At 70.9% G+C, this 15798-nt stretch carries 16 protein-coding genes; 5 read left to right on the forward strand and 11 right to left on the reverse strand.

The window, feature by feature from the left end; all coding sequences use genetic code 11:
* Nucleotides 1-22: 22 nt before the first annotated feature.
* From O3438_RS17450 to O3438_RS17460, 3 genes are all read right to left on the reverse strand, one after another.
* Nucleotides 23-2143 carry an MMPL family transporter gene (locus tag O3438_RS17450; RefSeq protein ID WP_269680965.1) on the reverse strand — a complete coding sequence of 707 codons (2121 nt, stop codon included), beginning with the start codon at nucleotides 2141-2143 and terminating at the stop codon, nucleotides 23-25.
* A gap of 179 nt (nucleotides 2144-2322) precedes the next feature.
* The gene (locus O3438_RS17455; protein ID WP_269680966.1) at nucleotides 2323-3087 is read right to left on the reverse strand and encodes an alpha/beta fold hydrolase; all 765 of its coding nucleotides are present in this window, start codon (nucleotides 3085-3087) and stop codon (nucleotides 2323-2325) included.
* A gap of 41 nt (nucleotides 3088-3128) precedes the next feature.
* On the reverse strand, nucleotides 3129-3428 hold the full coding sequence (locus O3438_RS17460; protein WP_269680967.1) for a helix-turn-helix domain-containing protein: 300 nt from the start codon (nucleotides 3426-3428) through the stop codon (nucleotides 3129-3131).
* A gap of 84 nt (nucleotides 3429-3512) precedes the next feature.
* Here O3438_RS17460 and O3438_RS17465 point away from each other — a divergent pair, with 84 nt between their 5' ends.
* Entirely contained in the window at nucleotides 3513-3950 is a 438-nt protein-coding gene (locus O3438_RS17465; RefSeq protein ID WP_269680968.1) for a VOC family protein, read from the forward strand.
* A 22-nt stretch (nucleotides 3951-3972) separates the two neighbouring features.
* Here the strand turns inward: O3438_RS17465 and O3438_RS17470 are convergent, their stop codons facing one another.
* The 3 genes from O3438_RS17470 to O3438_RS17480 all read right to left on the reverse strand — a co-directional run bounded on the left by O3438_RS17470 (nucleotide 3973) and on the right by O3438_RS17480 (nucleotide 7188).
* On the reverse strand, nucleotides 3973-5181 hold the full coding sequence (locus tag O3438_RS17470; protein ID WP_269680969.1) for a hypothetical protein: 1209 nt from the start codon (nucleotides 5179-5181) through the stop codon (nucleotides 3973-3975).
* Nucleotides 5182-5463: 282 nt separating this feature from the next.
* Complete coding sequence (locus O3438_RS17475; RefSeq protein ID WP_269680970.1) at nucleotides 5464-5997, reverse strand: WapI family immunity protein; 534 nt, start codon at nucleotides 5995-5997, stop codon at nucleotides 5464-5466.
* A 45-nt stretch (nucleotides 5998-6042) separates the two neighbouring features.
* Nucleotides 6043-7188, reverse strand: a complete 1146-nt coding sequence (locus tag O3438_RS17480; protein WP_269680971.1) for a hypothetical protein — start codon at nucleotides 7186-7188, stop codon at nucleotides 6043-6045.
* 170 nt (nucleotides 7189-7358) lie between these two features.
* On the opposite strand from O3438_RS17480, the gene O3438_RS17485 reads away from it, so the two are divergent.
* Nucleotides 7359-8912, forward strand: a complete 1554-nt coding sequence (locus tag O3438_RS17485) for a gluconokinase (RefSeq protein WP_269680972.1) — start codon at nucleotides 7359-7361, stop codon at nucleotides 8910-8912.
* Between the two features lie 129 nt (nucleotides 8913-9041).
* Nucleotides 9042-10397 carry a serine hydrolase gene (locus O3438_RS17490; protein WP_269680973.1) on the forward strand — a complete coding sequence of 452 codons (1356 nt, stop codon included), beginning with the start codon at nucleotides 9042-9044 and terminating at the stop codon, nucleotides 10395-10397.
* A 7-nt stretch (nucleotides 10398-10404) separates the two neighbouring features.
* Here O3438_RS17490 and O3438_RS17495 read toward each other — a convergent pair whose 3' ends face one another.
* The 5 genes from O3438_RS17495 to O3438_RS17515 form a co-directional block, all read right to left on the reverse strand.
* Nucleotides 10405-11178: a hypothetical protein gene (locus O3438_RS17495; protein WP_269680974.1), complete on the reverse strand. Its 774-nt coding sequence runs from the start codon at nucleotides 11176-11178 to the stop codon at nucleotides 10405-10407.
* 54 nt (nucleotides 11179-11232) lie between these two features.
* Complete coding sequence (locus O3438_RS17500) at nucleotides 11233-11991, reverse strand: MerR family transcriptional regulator (RefSeq protein ID WP_269680975.1); 759 nt, start codon at nucleotides 11989-11991, stop codon at nucleotides 11233-11235.
* Between the two features lie 50 nt (nucleotides 11992-12041).
* Nucleotides 12042-14363 (reverse strand): putative bifunctional diguanylate cyclase/phosphodiesterase, encoded by a 2322-nt coding sequence (locus O3438_RS17505; protein WP_269680976.1) that lies wholly within the window; start codon nucleotides 14361-14363, stop codon nucleotides 12042-12044.
* Between the two features lie 167 nt (nucleotides 14364-14530).
* A complete protein-coding gene (locus tag O3438_RS17510; protein ID WP_167524920.1) occupies nucleotides 14531-14707 on the reverse strand; it encodes a hypothetical protein in 177 nt (58 codons plus the stop codon).
* Between the two features lie 7 nt (nucleotides 14708-14714).
* Nucleotides 14715-14948, reverse strand: a complete 234-nt coding sequence (locus O3438_RS17515; protein ID WP_269680977.1) for a zinc-ribbon domain-containing protein — start codon at nucleotides 14946-14948, stop codon at nucleotides 14715-14717.
* 110 nt (nucleotides 14949-15058) lie between these two features.
* On the opposite strand from O3438_RS17515, the gene O3438_RS17520 reads away from it, so the two are divergent.
* Nucleotides 15059-15421: a type II toxin-antitoxin system RelE/ParE family toxin gene (locus O3438_RS17520; RefSeq protein WP_269680978.1), complete on the forward strand. Its 363-nt coding sequence runs from the start codon at nucleotides 15059-15061 to the stop codon at nucleotides 15419-15421.
* Nucleotides 15418-15735, forward strand: a complete 318-nt coding sequence (locus O3438_RS17525) for a helix-turn-helix domain-containing protein (RefSeq protein WP_269680979.1) — start codon at nucleotides 15418-15420, stop codon at nucleotides 15733-15735. The genes O3438_RS17520 and O3438_RS17525 overlap by 4 nt, the downstream gene beginning before the upstream one ends.
* Nucleotides 15736-15798: the final 63 nt, after the last annotated feature.

The following is a 15798-nucleotide window of genomic DNA, read 5'->3' on the forward strand; positions in this document are numbered from 1 at the left end:
GGTCGTCCGTCCGCTCGCCCGGCTACCCCTTCGCTACGGCCTCCGGCGGGACGTGCGGCCCGCCGGCCGGTCGCTCGTCGCCGTGGCCCGGCCACCACGCCTTGTGCCCGATCAGCGCGGTCAGCGCTGGCACGAAGAACATCGACATGACGAACGCCGACAGCACGATGCCGATCGCCACCGCGAAACCCATCTGCTGCAGGAACGAGATCGGAGCAAGCAGCAGCACCGCGAACGTCCCGGCCAGGATCAAGCCTGCTGCCGCGACCGTCGGGCCGGCGTGTTCGACCCCGATGGCGGCGGCCTGGTGCGGCTCGTTGCCCTCCCGCGCCTCCTCGCGCAGTCGGGCGATCATCAGGATGTTGTAGTCAGTCCCGATCGCCACCACGAAGAGGTAGAGGATGATCGGCAGCTGGAAGGTGACGCCGGGCTCGCCCTGCAGCCCTTGGAAGAGGTAGACAGTGGCGCCCAGCGTGGCGGCGAAGTTGAGCAGCACCGCTATCACGAGGTAGATCGGCGCGACCAGACTGCGCAGCAGCAGCGCGAGGATGAGCGCGATCAGGCCGGCCGCGACCGGCAGGATCACCGACAGGTCGCGGTTGTTGGCCGAGTTGATGTCCGCGAAGATCGCGGTGGTCCCGCCGACCAGCGCCCGGGTGCCCGGCGGGGCCGCAGCGTGCACGGCACCGCGCAGGTCGTCGCGGACGAGGGTGATCGCCTCGTTGGAGACCGGGTTCTCGTTGAGCAGCAGGTTGACCCGGGCCACACTCGGGTCGGTGCTGCGCTCCGGAGGCTGCGCCTGGCCCACACCCGGGGCTTTCGCCACGGCCGCCGCGAAGTCGTTGACCTGCTGCTCGTTCAACGGCGACCCGTTGCTGGTGGTCAGGTAGACCTCGGTAGGGGCGAGCGCACCGGCGGCGAACCCGCGCTGTAGGTCCTGTGCGGCCTTCGCCGACTCGGTGTCCTGCGGGAAGCCGGCGCTGAAGTCGTAGTCGGCCTTGTAGCCGAGCACACCTGCGGCGAGCGCGATCAGGAGGACGCCGGAGGCCGCCGCGACAAGCGCCGGGCGGCGCCCGACGGTGTTGCCGAGCCGGTGCCAGACGGTGGCCTTGGGCGCACGCTGCCACGCCTTCGAGGGCCAGAAGACGTACCGGCCGAGCAGGGAGACGACCGCCGGGATGAGGGTGAGCGAGGTGACCAGCATGACGCCGACCGCGATCGCGAGCGCCGGACCGAGGGAGCCGAAGAAGCCCAGCGAGGCGAGGAGCAGCACGAGGAACGCGACGATGACCGCTCCGGCGGCCGAGGTGATGACCTCGCCGACCCGCTGGACGGTGACGATCATCGCGGTGCGCTTGTCGTCGCCTGCGCGCAGCCGCTCCCGGTAGCGGAAGAGCAGGAACAGGATGTAGTCGGTGCCGATGCCGAAAAGCACGATCAGCAGGATCGTCTGCAGGTCCTGGCTGACACTGAGGTCGAATGCCTTGCCTGCGGCGGCGACGAGACCCGTCGTGATGCTCAGGACGACGCCGACGACCACCACGGGCAGCAGCGCCGCGATGGGGCTGCGGAAGATGACGAGGATCAGTCCGATGATCAGGATGATCGTCGCGACGCCGACCACGGCGAAGGCGCTGTTGAAGGTGTCCTCGTTGTCGACGAAGCTCGCCACGTCACCGGCCACGCCCGCGGTCAGCCCACTGTTCGCCAACTCCGGGCCGATGTCCGCGCGCAGGTCGCGCACGGCGTCGAGCAGTGCCGGGTCGTCGGGGGTGGGGGCGTCGAGCCCCACGTTGATGATCTGCACAGACTTGTCCGGCGCGACCGCGGGCGGGCCGGTCAGGTAGCCGGACGTGTGCGGGATGTTCTTGGCCTTGAGCGACTGGGCGAGCTGGCCCACCTTCGCCTCGTCCGCCGACGTGAGTTTCTGCCCGTCGGCGCGCTTGACCACGATGGTCGCCGTCGCGGTGGCCTGCTGCGGGAATGCCTTCTGCCCCAGCTCGGTGGCCTGCACCGACTCGTACGAGCGAGGCAGGAAGCTTTCCTGGTCGGCGGAGGTGATGTCGCTCAGGGATGGTGTGGTGAGGATGATGGCGGCTGCCGCGACCACCCACCCGGCGATCACCCACCACGCTCTGCCCACGACGAATCTGCCCAGCCGCTCGAACATCGTTCCCCCGTGTGTCCGGCACAACCGACGTCTGGTGGCCGAGGCGCCCACGAACGCCCCGGTCACCACCCTGCGCTACCGATGTGCAGCGTACCGTCACGCCCTCCCCGCCGACGTGTACGCCACCGCCCGAACGATCGCCGCCTAAGGATTCACTCGGTGTCCAACAGAAAGGCGCTGACCAGGGCGGCGAACTCCGCTTGGGCATCGTGATGCACGACGTGACCTGCTGGCAGCTCGACAAGCGTCGCTTGATCGTCGCTACGGGTGATCATCTCGCGCGCGTGTGCGGCCGTCAGCTCGTCACTGCGCGTTCCGCGGATCAGCAGGGTGGGGCAGGACACCGCTACCCAGTCCGTCCAGTGGTCGCCGTTGAGCGCTTTCTGGGACGCCACCGTGTCTCCGATGTCGAACGAGAAGCCCCAGCCGTCCTTCGACTGGCGGAAGGAGCACTCCAAATAGGGAGCAGCCGCGCCCAGGGCCGAGGCCAACGCCTCGCGGGTTGGTGACCGGCGAGGGAGGCGGGTGGTGAACGACCAGTCGCACTCCACGACCGCGCCGATGTCCTCGACAATCAGTGCGGTGACCCGATCCGGGTGCCGGCCGGCGTACTGGTAGGCGTTCACCCCGCCGAGCGAGTGGCCCAGCACCGCCACCGGGCCGACTCCCAGATGCCTGTGGAAGGCGTCGACGTCGGCGACGTAGTCGTCCCGCTCATAGCTCTCGGCTCGGTCGGATTCACCATGCCCACGCTGATCGAGCGCGATCACCCGCCACCGCGGCGCCAACGCCTCCGCCAGCGGCGCGAAGGTTGACGCTTCGTTGTAGTGCCCGTGCAGAGCCAGGAGCGGAGTGCCCGGACCGCCAAAGTCCAGGTACGAGAGCTTCAAACCGTCGACCGTGAAGAACCCACGCATGAACTGGAATGCTAGATCAACGACCGCTTCGTAGCGGTCAGTCAGGCGGCGTCCGCGTTGGAACTGAACCTGACGTCCAGCCTCCGGTCCAAGGCACGGGCCAGGCGCTCCAGCACCGGCAGGGTCGGCACCGTCCCGCCAGCCTCGAAACGAGCCACCGCTGATTGAGTCATGCCGGCCGCTTGGGCCAACTGGCTCTGACTCCAGCCATGCCCTTCGCGCAGGTGGCGCACCTCCTGCCCAAGCTCGAAGGCGATCCGGGTGGCCTCGTAGGTATCGGCCGCCCCCGGCTCCGCCATCCGGCGCTCACGCAGGTCGTTCCAGTCCAGACGATCAGCCATCACACGTCCTCCACCGTCATAGCATCGACGCTATGGGATCGAGCCTCCGCTGCGAGAGACCCCTGACGCGTTACGTTGAGGACCATGGAGCAGCGGATCAGTCTCGTCACCCTGGGAGTCGCGGACGTAGCCCGCGCGAAGGCGTTCTACGAGCAGCTCGGCTGGCGGGGTCAGGAGGTCGAGGAGACGGTCTTCATCCAGGCCGGCGGCCTGGCCGTCGTCCTCTGGGGCCGCGACAAGCTCGCCGACGACGCCGGCATCGCCGACCCGGGCACGGACGGCTTCGGCGGGATGACCCTCGCGCAGAACGTCCGATCCCGCGAAGAGGTGGACGAGGTGATCGCGACGGCGACCAAGGCTGGTGCCACGGTGACCAAGCCGGCACGGGAGACCTTCTACGGCGGCTACGCGGGCTACTTCGCCGACCTGGACGGGCACGTCTGGGAGATCGCGTGGAATCCCGGCTTCGCCCTCGCCGACGACGGCACCCTCACCGTCCCCGACTTCAGCGCCATGGGCTGAGCCGCGCAGGCACGCACACGGGTCAGGGCGTCGGAGGCGGGCAGAGCAGCGGGTCCAGCAGCGGCAGTTGCAGCGGATCCAGGCAGACCGCCAGCAGCGAAGGCGTCGCGGTGGGAGTCGGCGTCGGGGAGGCGGACGCGACGGGCGGCGTCGGGACGGCTGGGGTGGCCGGGGACGTGGCGGGGACCGGCCCGGGGGTCGGCACCGAGGTGGGCGACGGAGCAGGGACGACCGACGGGGTGGCGGCCGGCGCTACAGCCACCGTGACGGCAGGTGACACCACTGCGGCGGCGGCTGCCACAGTCGACAGCCGAACAGCCGGGGCGTGTGGCGGGCTCCAGACGGCACTGTCGGCCGAACCGACCCGCGACCGGGGTGCCACCGGCCCGACGGGAACGGTCGGCACGAGGGTCGCTCCGGCCCTCGGCACGTCCAGGGCGACGGTCTGCGCCTGCGGCACGGGCTCGGACCCCGACAGATGCGGGTTCGGGCCGAGTGCGCCGGGCCCGACAGTCGCGAACACCACAGCGGCGATGGCGGCGGCACCGAGCGCCCGCCGGTCGGGGCGTACCGCCGTCAGGGGTGCGTCGTCGGGTTCCGCGGGCATGACAGGCGCAGGTCGGGCCGCCCGGTGTGCGGCGAGCAGCGCGTCGACCTGCGCCAGGACGGCGGCGCGATCCGTCGCAACGGCGAGGGTGAGGTAGAAGCGGAAGTTCACCACGGCGTTGGCGGGGACGAGCAGACCGGAGAGTCGACTGTGGTCGGGCAGCAGGGTGAACGGGACGTCGGGATGGTGGGCGGGGCCGACCAGGTCCGCGTACCGCCACTCGCGCCGGTCCTCAGGCCCGCCGAAGGCGACCCGGTGACTGGTCACGACGGCCATGCCGGTGTCGACGGCCCGCAGGCCCGGCGGCAGCGCCTCGGAAGAGGCCTCGGCGAAGGAACACGAGCCGCCCGGGGTGGGTAGGCCGGGGACGTGCCGCGCCTCGGCCTCGACCAGCGTGGCGACGGGGAGGACGCGGAAGACGAGTTCGTCGTCGGCGAGGTCCACCGGAAGACCGGTGCGGGGCTGCGTACACCCGAGGAAGCTGGCGGCTTCGACGCGGAGCCGGGCCAGGTGGTCGTCGCGGCGCTGCCAGGCGTCGGTGGCGTCGCGGTACGCGCGCTGCCGGCGCTCGTTCTCGCGCTCGGCCCAGGCGATCCGCCAGGGGGCGCAGGCCACAGAGGTCACGGTCACATGCGTTACAACCGCTCACGTACGTGACAGGCAACGCGACCGGGATCGATGCATCCCGTTGCGCCCGAAAGGAGAGAATTGACGGAGAAGACGTTGTGAGGGCGCCGCCACCGCATCGCTGGACGCACAGCCAGGCTGGCCGGCGTCGCGGTGCCGTTCGAGCGTTATGACTCTGAGGTATGAATATGACCCACAGTCATAATGCTCATCCGACCATCCGAGGCCGGAGCCACCTGGCCGAACGCACCCGGCCGCGCACGCTCACGGCCCCACCGATCAGCCGGCCCGCCGTCGGTCCGTCATCGGGTCGCGGGCCGGGAACCGCGATCGGGCCCTCGGCGGGTACGCCTCGCAGTGCTCGGACCAGTGTTCGGCGGCGGTGGCCAGGGCGTCCGCGGAGACGGTGAGGATCAGCGGGTAGACAGCGCTGGAGGGGCGGCGCATCCACGGGGGCAGTGACTCGGCGGAGAACTCCACGATGAGTTCCAGCCGGCGGCGGCGGAGCACCCGGGTGCGTAGGGCCAGGTTGGGCTCGGTGAAGCGGACCAGCGCCGGTGGCGCGCTCAGCCCGAGGGCGGCGGTGGCCTGGCCGTGCAGCCAGCCGCCGAGCGCGCGGGCCTCCTCGACCATCAGGCTCGGGTAGTGGTGGGACCAGGTCTGACCGTCGGAGGTGCGGGCGTCCACCTCGACGAGCAGCCAGTCGTGCCAGCCGGGCGTGGCGCCTTCGGGGTCGTCGGGCGGGTCGATGCCGGGCTGGTAGCCGACGGGGCGTATCCGCACCCGGGCACCATCGTCAGACCGGATCTCCACTCGATCATTCTGGCCGACCGAAGAGGATTCCGGGCGACAAACAGGTCATTTGGTGACGGTCCGCCGTACGCCCTGGTGCTCCGCGCAGGCCTTCGGCCGACCGCCGGCCAGGCTGACCGACCCGTCGCGGCACTGCACCAGGTAACCCCGACCGGCCCAGAACTGCGGTACGCAGTCGAACCAGTCGCACACCTCGGCTGCCGGTTTGCGAATCCGCGTACCGCCGCAGAAGTCGTACCCCAGCGGGTTTTCCGGTGCCCCGCAGCGCGGCCCCCGAGGGGTGGTGCTGGGCGACGGGCGTGGTGACTTCGTCGGCTTCGGCGACGGGGGCTTGAGCGCGAGCCCCGGAGTCGCCGGGCGCTTCGGTGCAGGCGTCACGCTGGCCGTGGGCGCGGGGGTGGCGGCGACGGCCACCTCCGCCGGGTCGGACGGGTCCGACTCGATCAGCGCGGCCGGCACCAGCAACGCGATGGCCGCCGCCACGGCGAGGGTCCGCCGGCCGCCGGGCACGAACGACGACAGCCGGGCCTGCCCGGGCGTGGCCGCCGCCGGGCGGAACGGCTTGAGCTGGGCGTGCTCGGCGATCAGCTCGTCGAGCTGGGCGAGCACCGCCGCGCGTTGTTCGATCGCGTCGGCGAAGGCCAGGGTCAGCTTGAACCGGAAGTCCGCCGCGGCGTCGACGGGCAACAGCAACCCGGAGGTGTGCCGCCGGTCGAGCACCTGGATCAGGGTGACGGGCGCCGCCGGGTCGTGGGCCAGGCCGGTCATCCGGCCGTACGCCCAGTCGCGCCGACCGCGTCCGCCGAGCAGCACCAGTCGACGGCTGGTGATCACGGCCATGCCGGCGTCGGTGACGCGTACACCGTCGGGGCGGCGCGGGCGTAGTGGCCCGGCCGGTCGGGCGATCGTGAGGTCCGGCGCGGGAAGGACAGTGGTGTGGCGTACCTCGATCAGTTGCGCGGCGGGCAGCGCCCAGAGCACCACCTCGTCGGCGGCCAACTCCAGTGGCAGGCCGGCACCGGCCGCTGCCGAACCCTGGAAGTCGGCGGCCAGGGCGCGTAGTCGCCGTAACTCGTCGGCACGCCGCCGCCACGCCGCCTCGGCACCGCGGTACGTGCTGACCCGCCGCACGTTCTGCCGGTGCGCCCACCGGTACCGCCAGGTGGAACCCGTCGAATCAGTTTTTGCCACGCCGACTCCTTCGCCGCGCAGACCACCAATCTGGGTTGTCACGGGGTCTAACGGCAGCGGCACAGCACTCGGACACGTCGAAACAGGCAAAATACCCGATCGGCGGAGCATCCGGCACGATAGGGCGATACTGGTTGCCGGCGTTCACGTTCTCCGAGGGGGTGACGGTCGTGCCGCCAGTCACCGCGCCCGGGGTCGTGATCGGGGTCGACATCGGCACCACCAGCACCAAGGCTGTCGCGTACGACACCGACGGGAGGCAGCTGGGCAGCCACTCGCTCGGCTACCCGCTGGACAACCCGCAACCCGGTTACGCCGAGCAGGACCCGCGACTCATCCTCGACGCGGTGCTCAGGTCGATCAGCATCGTCGTGGCCGAGCTGGTCCAGCCGGTGGCCGGGCTGTCGTTCAGCTCCGCCATGCACAGCCTGATCGGGCTGGATTCGAACGGCAACCCGATCACCCCGTCGGTGACCTGGGCCGACTCACGCTCGACGCGGCAGGCCGAGCGGTTGCGGGCAGTGCCGTCCGGGCTGGCCCTGCACCGGCGCACCGGTACGCCGATGCACCCGATGTCACCGTTGCCCAAGCTGCTCTGGTTCGCCGAGCAGGAGCCGAAGCTCTTCGAGAAGGTCACGCACTGGGTGGGCATCAAGGACTGGGTGCTGCTGCGACTCTGCGGCACGCTGGTCACCGACCACTCGATCGCGTCGGCCACCGGCCTGCTGGACATCCACCGGTTGGAGTGGGACAGCGAGGCGCTGAGCATCGCCGGCATCACCGCTGACAAACTCCCCCGACTGGTCGCCACCACCGCCGTGCTGCCCGACCTCACACCGCAGGCCGCCTCCGAGACCGGCCTGCCGCAGCGCACGCCGGTGGTGGTCGGCGCCGGCGACGGACCGCTGGCGAACCTGGGTCTGGGCGCGGTGCACCCCGGCATGGTGGCCTGCTCGATCGGCACCAGCGGCGCGATGCGGGTGATGGTCGAACGGCCCGGCGTGGACCCGCTCGGTGGGGTGTTCTGCTACGCGCTGACCGAGCAACGCTGGGCGGTCGGGGGTGCCATCAACAACGGCGGCATCGTGCTCAAGTGGGCCGGTGCGGCGCTCGCCCCGGACCTGGGCGAGCACTCCGAGGAGGACCTGGTGGCCCTCGCCGCCCGCGCGCCGGCCGGTTCGGGCGGGCTCCTCATGCTGCCGTACCTGCACAGCGAACGGGCACCACACTGGAGCGCCCTGCCGCGCGGGGCGTACGTGGGGCTGACCCACGGGCACCGTCGTGAACATCTGGTCCGAGCTGCCCTGGAGGGGGTCTGCCAGCAGCTCGCGTTGGTGCTCAGCTCGGTGCGGGCCGCCGGCAACGAGGTCCGGGAGATCCGGGCCGGCGGCGGGTTCGCCCGCAGCGGCCTGTGGCGGCAGATGCTCGCCGACGTGCTCGGCATGCCGGTGAGCTTCCCGGCGGCGCACGAGGGGTCGAGCTTCGGGGCGGCGCTGCTCGGCATGGAGGCGCTCGGACTGATCCCCAGCATCGACGTCGCCGCCGACCTGGTGCGGATCGAGGAGACCATCCGCCCCGACCCGGCCGCGTCGGCCACCTACGCGTCGCTGCTGCCGCTCTTCGCCGAACTGTACGACGCCCTGGTGCCCGCCTTCACCTCGATCCGCCGGATGGCGCCCGGCCTGCCCGCCGAACCCGAACCGTCCGACGGGAAGCCGAGGTGACATCGGGGCGGTGTCACCACTGACACTGATTCCGCTGTGGCATCACGCTCACGAGGACATTGCCGCCCGGACGGATGACACCCCGTCCCAGCGACCCCACCCGCCCCCACCGGTTCATATCGTGCGAACGTGAGAAAAAGCGACAAGAGGCGCTCATCTTCCCTGCTGTCGGGCTCTGTCCGCGTACCCCTGAAAGGGCTGGCGGCGGCGGTCGCGCTCGCCGTGGTCGCGACGACCGGGCCGGCCACCGCGGACGGCCCGGACCACGGGCCCGTCGCGGACCCGGCGCAGCAGACCGAGCCGGGGTACGCGGACAGCGAGGGTCACGAGCCCGGCCTGGACCCGGCGCCGGAGCGGGCGCCGACCAGCGAGGTGTCCTGGTTGTCGTTTCCCGGCGGGGTGTTCGCCGTGGACTCGCTCGGGCACACGGTGCGCTACCGCGCCTGCGACGGCGACACCGGCCGGGTCGCCGACCCGACCATGCGGGTAGCCGCAGGGGTGGCCAGCGGCGCGGTGGTGGTCGGGGGCGTCGCCTACCGCTACCGGGTGCCGCTGGTCGGGCGCAGCGAGGGCACCCTTGAGGTGATCCCCCCGCACCGCCCGCCGGTGGAGCTGACCGGTGTGGTGGTCACCAGCCCGCAGCCGCCCACCGACCCGGTCGCGGGAGCCCGGCTGTTCCCGCTCAGTGGGCAGCTCGCCCGGGTGGTCGCGGACGCGAGCCTCAACCCGGCCGGCGTCACCGTCCGGGACCTGTCCGGTCGGTACGGCGACCAGCAGATCGCCGTCAACGGCTCGCTCCGACCCAAGGCCGCCAGCGTGATCAAACTGTGGATCCTCGTCGAACTGCTCCGCCGGGTCGACTGTGGACAGGTGTCCCTCGACGACGGGGTGCTGGTCACCCCGGAGGACATCGTGGGCGGCACCGGCCAGTTGCAGTTCGAGACGTTTCCGCAGGTGGTGACCCTGCACCGGCTCGCCCAGTACCTGATCAAGTACAGCGACAACGTCGCCGCGAACGTGCTGATCACCTACCTGGGCGGGTTCGCCCCGGTCAACGCGCTGATCGACTCGATGAACCAGCGGTCCACCATCCTGGCCCGCCGGATGCTCGACAGCGCGGCGGCCCAGCGCGGCGAGGAGAACTACACCAGCCCGGACGACGTGGTGTCCCTGCTCGGCGCGGTCTGGGACGGCGAGATCCTCACCCCCGCCTCCCGCGACCTGATGATCGGATTCATGCGGGAACAGACCCTGAACACCAAGATCCCGGCCGCGTTGCCACCCGGGGTACCGGTGGCCCACAAGACCGGTGACCTGCCGGACGCCTCCCACGACGTCGGCTACTACCTGATCCCCGGCACCGAGACCGCCGTCGCGTTCCTCACCGCCGGACCGATGGCCAGCGGCGACGAGACCGTCCGCCGGATGGCCCGAACCGTCTACGACTTCCTGGTCACCCCCGTCGACGGGGCGGTCGAGGAATGAGCAGGCGTCAGGCGCCCGGGATGTTCGCCGGCGGGTCCTCGCCGACCAGGTCGGCCGCCGGCGGGTCCGCCGACACCGCCAGCCCGAAGTCCGAGTACGTCAGGTCGAGCTGGGCGGTCTGCGACTCCTTGCTGGCCAACTCGATGCGGTAGCGGACCAATCGCCCCTGCTCGTCGACGGCAGCGGTGAACGGCACCGCCCCGGCCCGGTCACCGAGCACGTTGCCGACCCCTTCGCCCAGCACCGCGCTGCTCTCGCGCAGGTCCAGCGTCCCGGCGTACTCCCGGGTGGCGGTCTGTCGGGCGGCGGTCGCCGTGCTGAGCGTGCCGGCCAGCCTGGTGTTGTCCAGCCCCTTGTTGGCGGGGGGTGCGCCCGGAGCACCGACATGCCACCAGGTCTTGCCGTCCCAGACCGGAACGCGCCGGTCCGGGGCGCTGACCCGCACGTAGACGTCCGGCCCGGTGGTGAGCCGTTCGATCTTCACCTCGCCGGTGGGCACCTTCAGGGAGGTGGTCTCCAGACCACGCTTCGCCTTCGGGTCCCAGAGCACCACGGTGCCGTCCCCGCCCTCCGCCCCGCCGCTGCTCAACGTCAGCTTGTAGGTCTGCTGGTCGACCTTCCCAGCGGCGGTCCTGAGCACACCGACCGGGTCGGTCGGAGCCGCCGACGCCACCGGGCGACCCGCGTCGGGCTCATCCCCGGTGGCCAGAAGTGCCCACACCCCGGCGGCGACGGCCACCGCGAGGATGACACCAGCGGCGATCAGCTTCGGCTTCTGCACTCTCATCTCCCCCGGGGCGGTGCGGTCCGGCCAGACTAGCCGGACCGCACCGGGTCACGCCCGGCTGATCGCGTTGGCGTGGATCGCCTCGTGCAGATATCCGGCCAATCCCGGGGCGACGTTCTCGTAGTGCGCGGTGAACCGCTCGTCGGCCAGGTACATGTCGGCCAGCCCGGTGTGGATCTCGTACGAGCACTCGTAGAACCAGCGGCTGATGATCTGCCGGTGCTCCTCGGCCAACTCCATCGCCTCCGGGCCGTCCGCCGGTGCGCCCGAGCCCATCAGCGCGACGATCCGCCGACCCCAGTCCTCGTTCTCCGCCTTGATCCGCAGCCAGTCTTCCTTGGTGTAGCGCGAGGCCCGCCGGTTCGACTCCCGGTACGCGTCGGTGTCGCCCCAGCGTTGCTCCGCCTCGGCCTCGTGCTCCTCCGGCGTGAAGTCACCGAAGACCTCGAACCGCTCTTCCGGGGTGAGTTGGATGTTCACCTTGCTCGCCTCCATCGCGAACTCGATCGCCGTGACCATCTCCTGCAACCGTTTGATCCGTACCGTCAGCAGCTCGTGCTGGCGGCGCAGGTGCGCGGCCGGGTCGGCCGCCGGGTCGTCGATGATCGCGGTGATCTCCTCAAGCGGGAAACCCAGCTCCCGGTAGTACAGGACGAGTTGCAGCCGTTGCAGGTCCGCGTCGTCGTAGCGGCGGTAACCGGCCGAGGTCCGCCCGCTCGGCGAGAGCAGCCCGACCTCGTCGTAGTGGTGCAACGTCCGAACCGTCACGCCGGCCAGCTTCGCCACCTGACCCACCGTGTACGCCATGGTTCCCCTCCCTTCCGGGAACCAGGCTGCCGCCTGCCGCTACGTCAGGGTCAAGCCCGATTCTGACCCACCATCCCGGGGCTGTCCGGCCGCCCGTACAGATAGCCCTGACCGCGCGGGCAGCCGATGGCGGCGACCGCCTCGTGCTGCCGTTCGGTCTCCACCCCCTCGGCGACCACCGCGAGGTCGAACGCGCCGGCCAGCCGGGTAACCATCTCCACCGTGGCGTACGCGCGGTCGTCCGACCCCAGGCGCGCCACGAACGAACGGTCGATCTTCAGCTCGGTGGCCGGGATCCGGTGCAGGTAGCTCAGCGACGAGTAGCCGGTGCCGAAGTCGTCGATCGCGATCTTGATGCCCAGCTCGCGGAGCTGGTGCAGCCGCTCCAGCACCGTCTCGGTGCCCTCGATCAACGCCGACTCGGTCAACTCCAGGGTCAACGCCCGCGGGGCCAGCCCGGCAGCGCTGACCGCCGAGGTGACAGTGGCGATCAGATCCGGGCGGCGCAGGTGCGCCGCGGCGATGTTCACGGCGACGGTCGCCTCCGGCGCACGGCCCCGCCAGGTGGCGGCGGCCCGGCACGCCTCGTGGATCACCCACCTGTCGATCGGCAGGATCAACCCGGTCTCCTCGGCCAACGGCAGGAACTTCGACGGCGGCAGCATCCCCAGGCGAGGATGCCGCCACCGCACCAACGCCTCGGCGCTGCGGATCGCGCCGGTGCCCAGGTCCACTATCGGCTGGAACTCCAGGTGCAGCTGGTCCTCGTCCACCACCCGGCGCAGGTCGGCGATCAGCTCGGCGCGGGACACGGCCGACTCGCGCAGCGCCGGGGTGCACGTCCGGTACGCGGACTTCCCGGCCGCCTTCGCCGCGTACATGGCGATGTCGGCGTCGCGCAGCAGGTCGGTGTGGGAGGCGTGCTGCGGACCGAACTCCGCGATGCCGATGCTCGCGGACGGGTGCACCCCGACGTCCTCCTCGTCGTCGGAGGGCCGCAGCGCGTCCAGCAGCCGTTCGGCGAGCCGCTCCGGTGAGACGGGACGGTCGCCGTCGACCAGCACGGCGAACTCGTCTCCGCCCAGCCGGGCGATCGTCCCGTCGCCGTCCACCGCATCCCGCATCCGGGCCGCCAACCCGGTCAACAGGGTGTCCCCGGTGGCATGCCCGAACCGGTCGTTGACCTGCTTGAACCCGTCCAGGTCGAGCAGCAGCACGGCCACCGGCCGGTCATCGCGCAAGGCCAGGCGCAGTCGCCTGTTGAACAGCAGCCGGTTGGGCAGCCCGGTGAGCTGGTCGCCGTACGCGAGTCGGCGCAGCCGGGCCACCAGCCGCAGGTTCTCGTTGGCGGCCAACCCCTGCCGTACGGCCAGCGCCGCCAGCAGCACCATCATCGTCACGAAGACCAGCTGCGGGGTCTGCCCGGTGGGCCGACGGGCCAGCACCACCGCGATGATCGCCCCGCCCACCGGCAGGTACGGCAACGCCCCGCGCCACCAGGGCGGCAGTGGTGACTCGGCGGTGTCGTCGGTGCCGTCGCAGTCCGGCGGCGGTGGCTTCCGGGTGGCCAGGCCGATCAGCAGGTAGCTCAGCGGCCAGCACAGGTCGATCGGGTGACCGGCGGCGTAGTCGGCGCGGGCGACCAGCGACACGTAGACGACGTCGGCGACGACCCGCAGGGTGAGGCTCCCCGCGAGCAGGCTCATCGGCTGCCACATCGGCCGGGCCGGGCCGGACACCGCGACCAGGATGGTGAGCTGCATCAGGTCGAACATCGGGTAGAGCAGCCCCAACGTGCGCGCCGTGTCGGCCAACTCGGCGGCGGCGACCCCGCGGTAGACCAGCACCCAGGCGATCGGCACCAGGGCCAGGGCGACGATGATCCCGTCCAGCAGGGTGCGGGCCCGCCCCACCGCCGAGCGGGGCGCCGACGGTGAGCTGAGCAGCGCGGCCGTACCGGTGAGGATGCCGGCGGTGAAGACCACCCCGACCACCGGCGTGTGCGGCAGGTCGCCGCCGACGAGCCGCTGCACCGTCCAGATCGCCCGGCCCACAGCGGCGAGCGCCATGGTGACGGCGAGCAGAGCCCAGAACCTGCGCAGCGGCACCGGATGCCGACGGGCCACGCCGATGCACGCGAGCGTCGCCCAACCGGCGACCAACAACGCGCCGACGTCACTGACCAGCGCGGCTGCGGGCAGGGCGGCGACCAACCAGGCTGCCTCCACGGCCAGGACCGTGCCGGCGACCAGCAGACCGAAACGGCCCGCCCGAGGGCTGGTCGACGCACGCCGGTCAGCGGGGTCGGGACGCGCGGGCGGTGCCGACGCGGTCGACACCACGACGGCCTGGCTCACGTCCTGTGGTGACACGGCGAACGCTCCGGCTCTCTCTCGTGGTGCACCCTCGACGCTGAGGACCGGTCCCGGCAAACCTCGCAAAGCCTAGCCAGCGGCCGGATGGCCCGCCAGGGCCGAACGGCAGGCCTGTTGATGACCGAAGGTGCGGCAACCCTCCGGCCACATGCGACGTTCCCCGGTCAGCGGCCGGCGGAGCGGTTCCAGGGTGAGCGGGGCAGTGTGGTGCCGGCCAGGGGGCGGCGTGCGCGACGGCGTTTGCGCCGGCCGGGGGTGCAGGGCGGACGGGCCACGGTGTGCACCGCCACGTCGACCGGGGGCGTCGGTCGACCGATCAGCCAGCAGAGGAAGCGTTCCATCGACGGATCAGCCGACCGGGAGGCGCTGGGCATCGGCCTTGGCGATCTCGTACTCCGCCCCGCAGAACGTGCACTGCTGCGCGTACCGGGTGCGGACGGGGATGAGCGGAATGAAGAAGAGGGTGAATTTCGTCGCTCGTCGGGTGATCACCTGCGCGGCGTGGTTGCCGCAGTGTCGGCACACCTGCTGCACCACACCGGACCGGTCGACCTTGGTACGCAGACCAAAGATGAAGAACATCGCCCGCCAGTACCCACTCAACCGCGAAAAGTCACCAGATCCCACCGCTGGATCAGAACCGGAAGGTCCGGCAAGCCCCATGAAGGTATAGCGAACGATATACTACTTCCGTGCAGGAGGAGTGGGACGTCTTCGTCGTCGATGAGGTCCGCGCCTGGATCGACAGCCTCGACCAGGAGACCCTTGCCCGGGTCGTGCAGGCGATCGACGCGCTCGCCGAAGCCGGGCCTGGGCTGGGACGCCCCCTCGTCGACACGATCAGTGGGTCGTCGATCGCGAACCTGAAAGAGCTGCGTCCCGGCACGGTCCGCATCCTCTTCGTCTTCGACCCGTGGCGCGCAAGCATTCTGCTGGTCGCCGGCGACAAGGCGGGCCAGTGGACGAGTTGGTACCGACAGGCCATCCCGTTAGCTGAACAACGGTACGAGATCTACTTGAAGGAACGTGCACAGCAGGAGGGGGGACGGCAGTGAGTGGTCACGTGCGGTGGTCAGACATCCGGGCGGAGTACGTGCAGCGCGCTGGCGGCGAGGCGGCTGTCGAAGAGGGCAAGCAGGAGTTGCTCGCACAGGTGGTCGGGCACCGCCTCGCGGAGGTACGACGCTCCCGCGGCTTCACCCAGCAACAGATCGCCGACCGGATGGGCGTGACCAAGGGGCGGGTCTCCCAGATCGAGCAGGGCCGGATTTCCGGCCAGGAGGTGGTCGCTCGCTACGCCGTCGCCCTCGGTGGCCGGCTACACCAGGCGATCTACTTCGACGACGGCGACATCGCCGCCATCGCGTAAGCCCGCCCAGTCGCTGAACGCATGATCGTGCTCGATCCAGGATGCAGCCCTCGCGAAGCCAAC

Source organism: Micromonospora sp. WMMC250, from assembly GCF_027460215.1.
Taxonomy (GTDB): Bacteria; Actinomycetota; Actinomycetes; order Mycobacteriales; family Micromonosporaceae; genus Micromonospora; species Micromonospora taraxaci.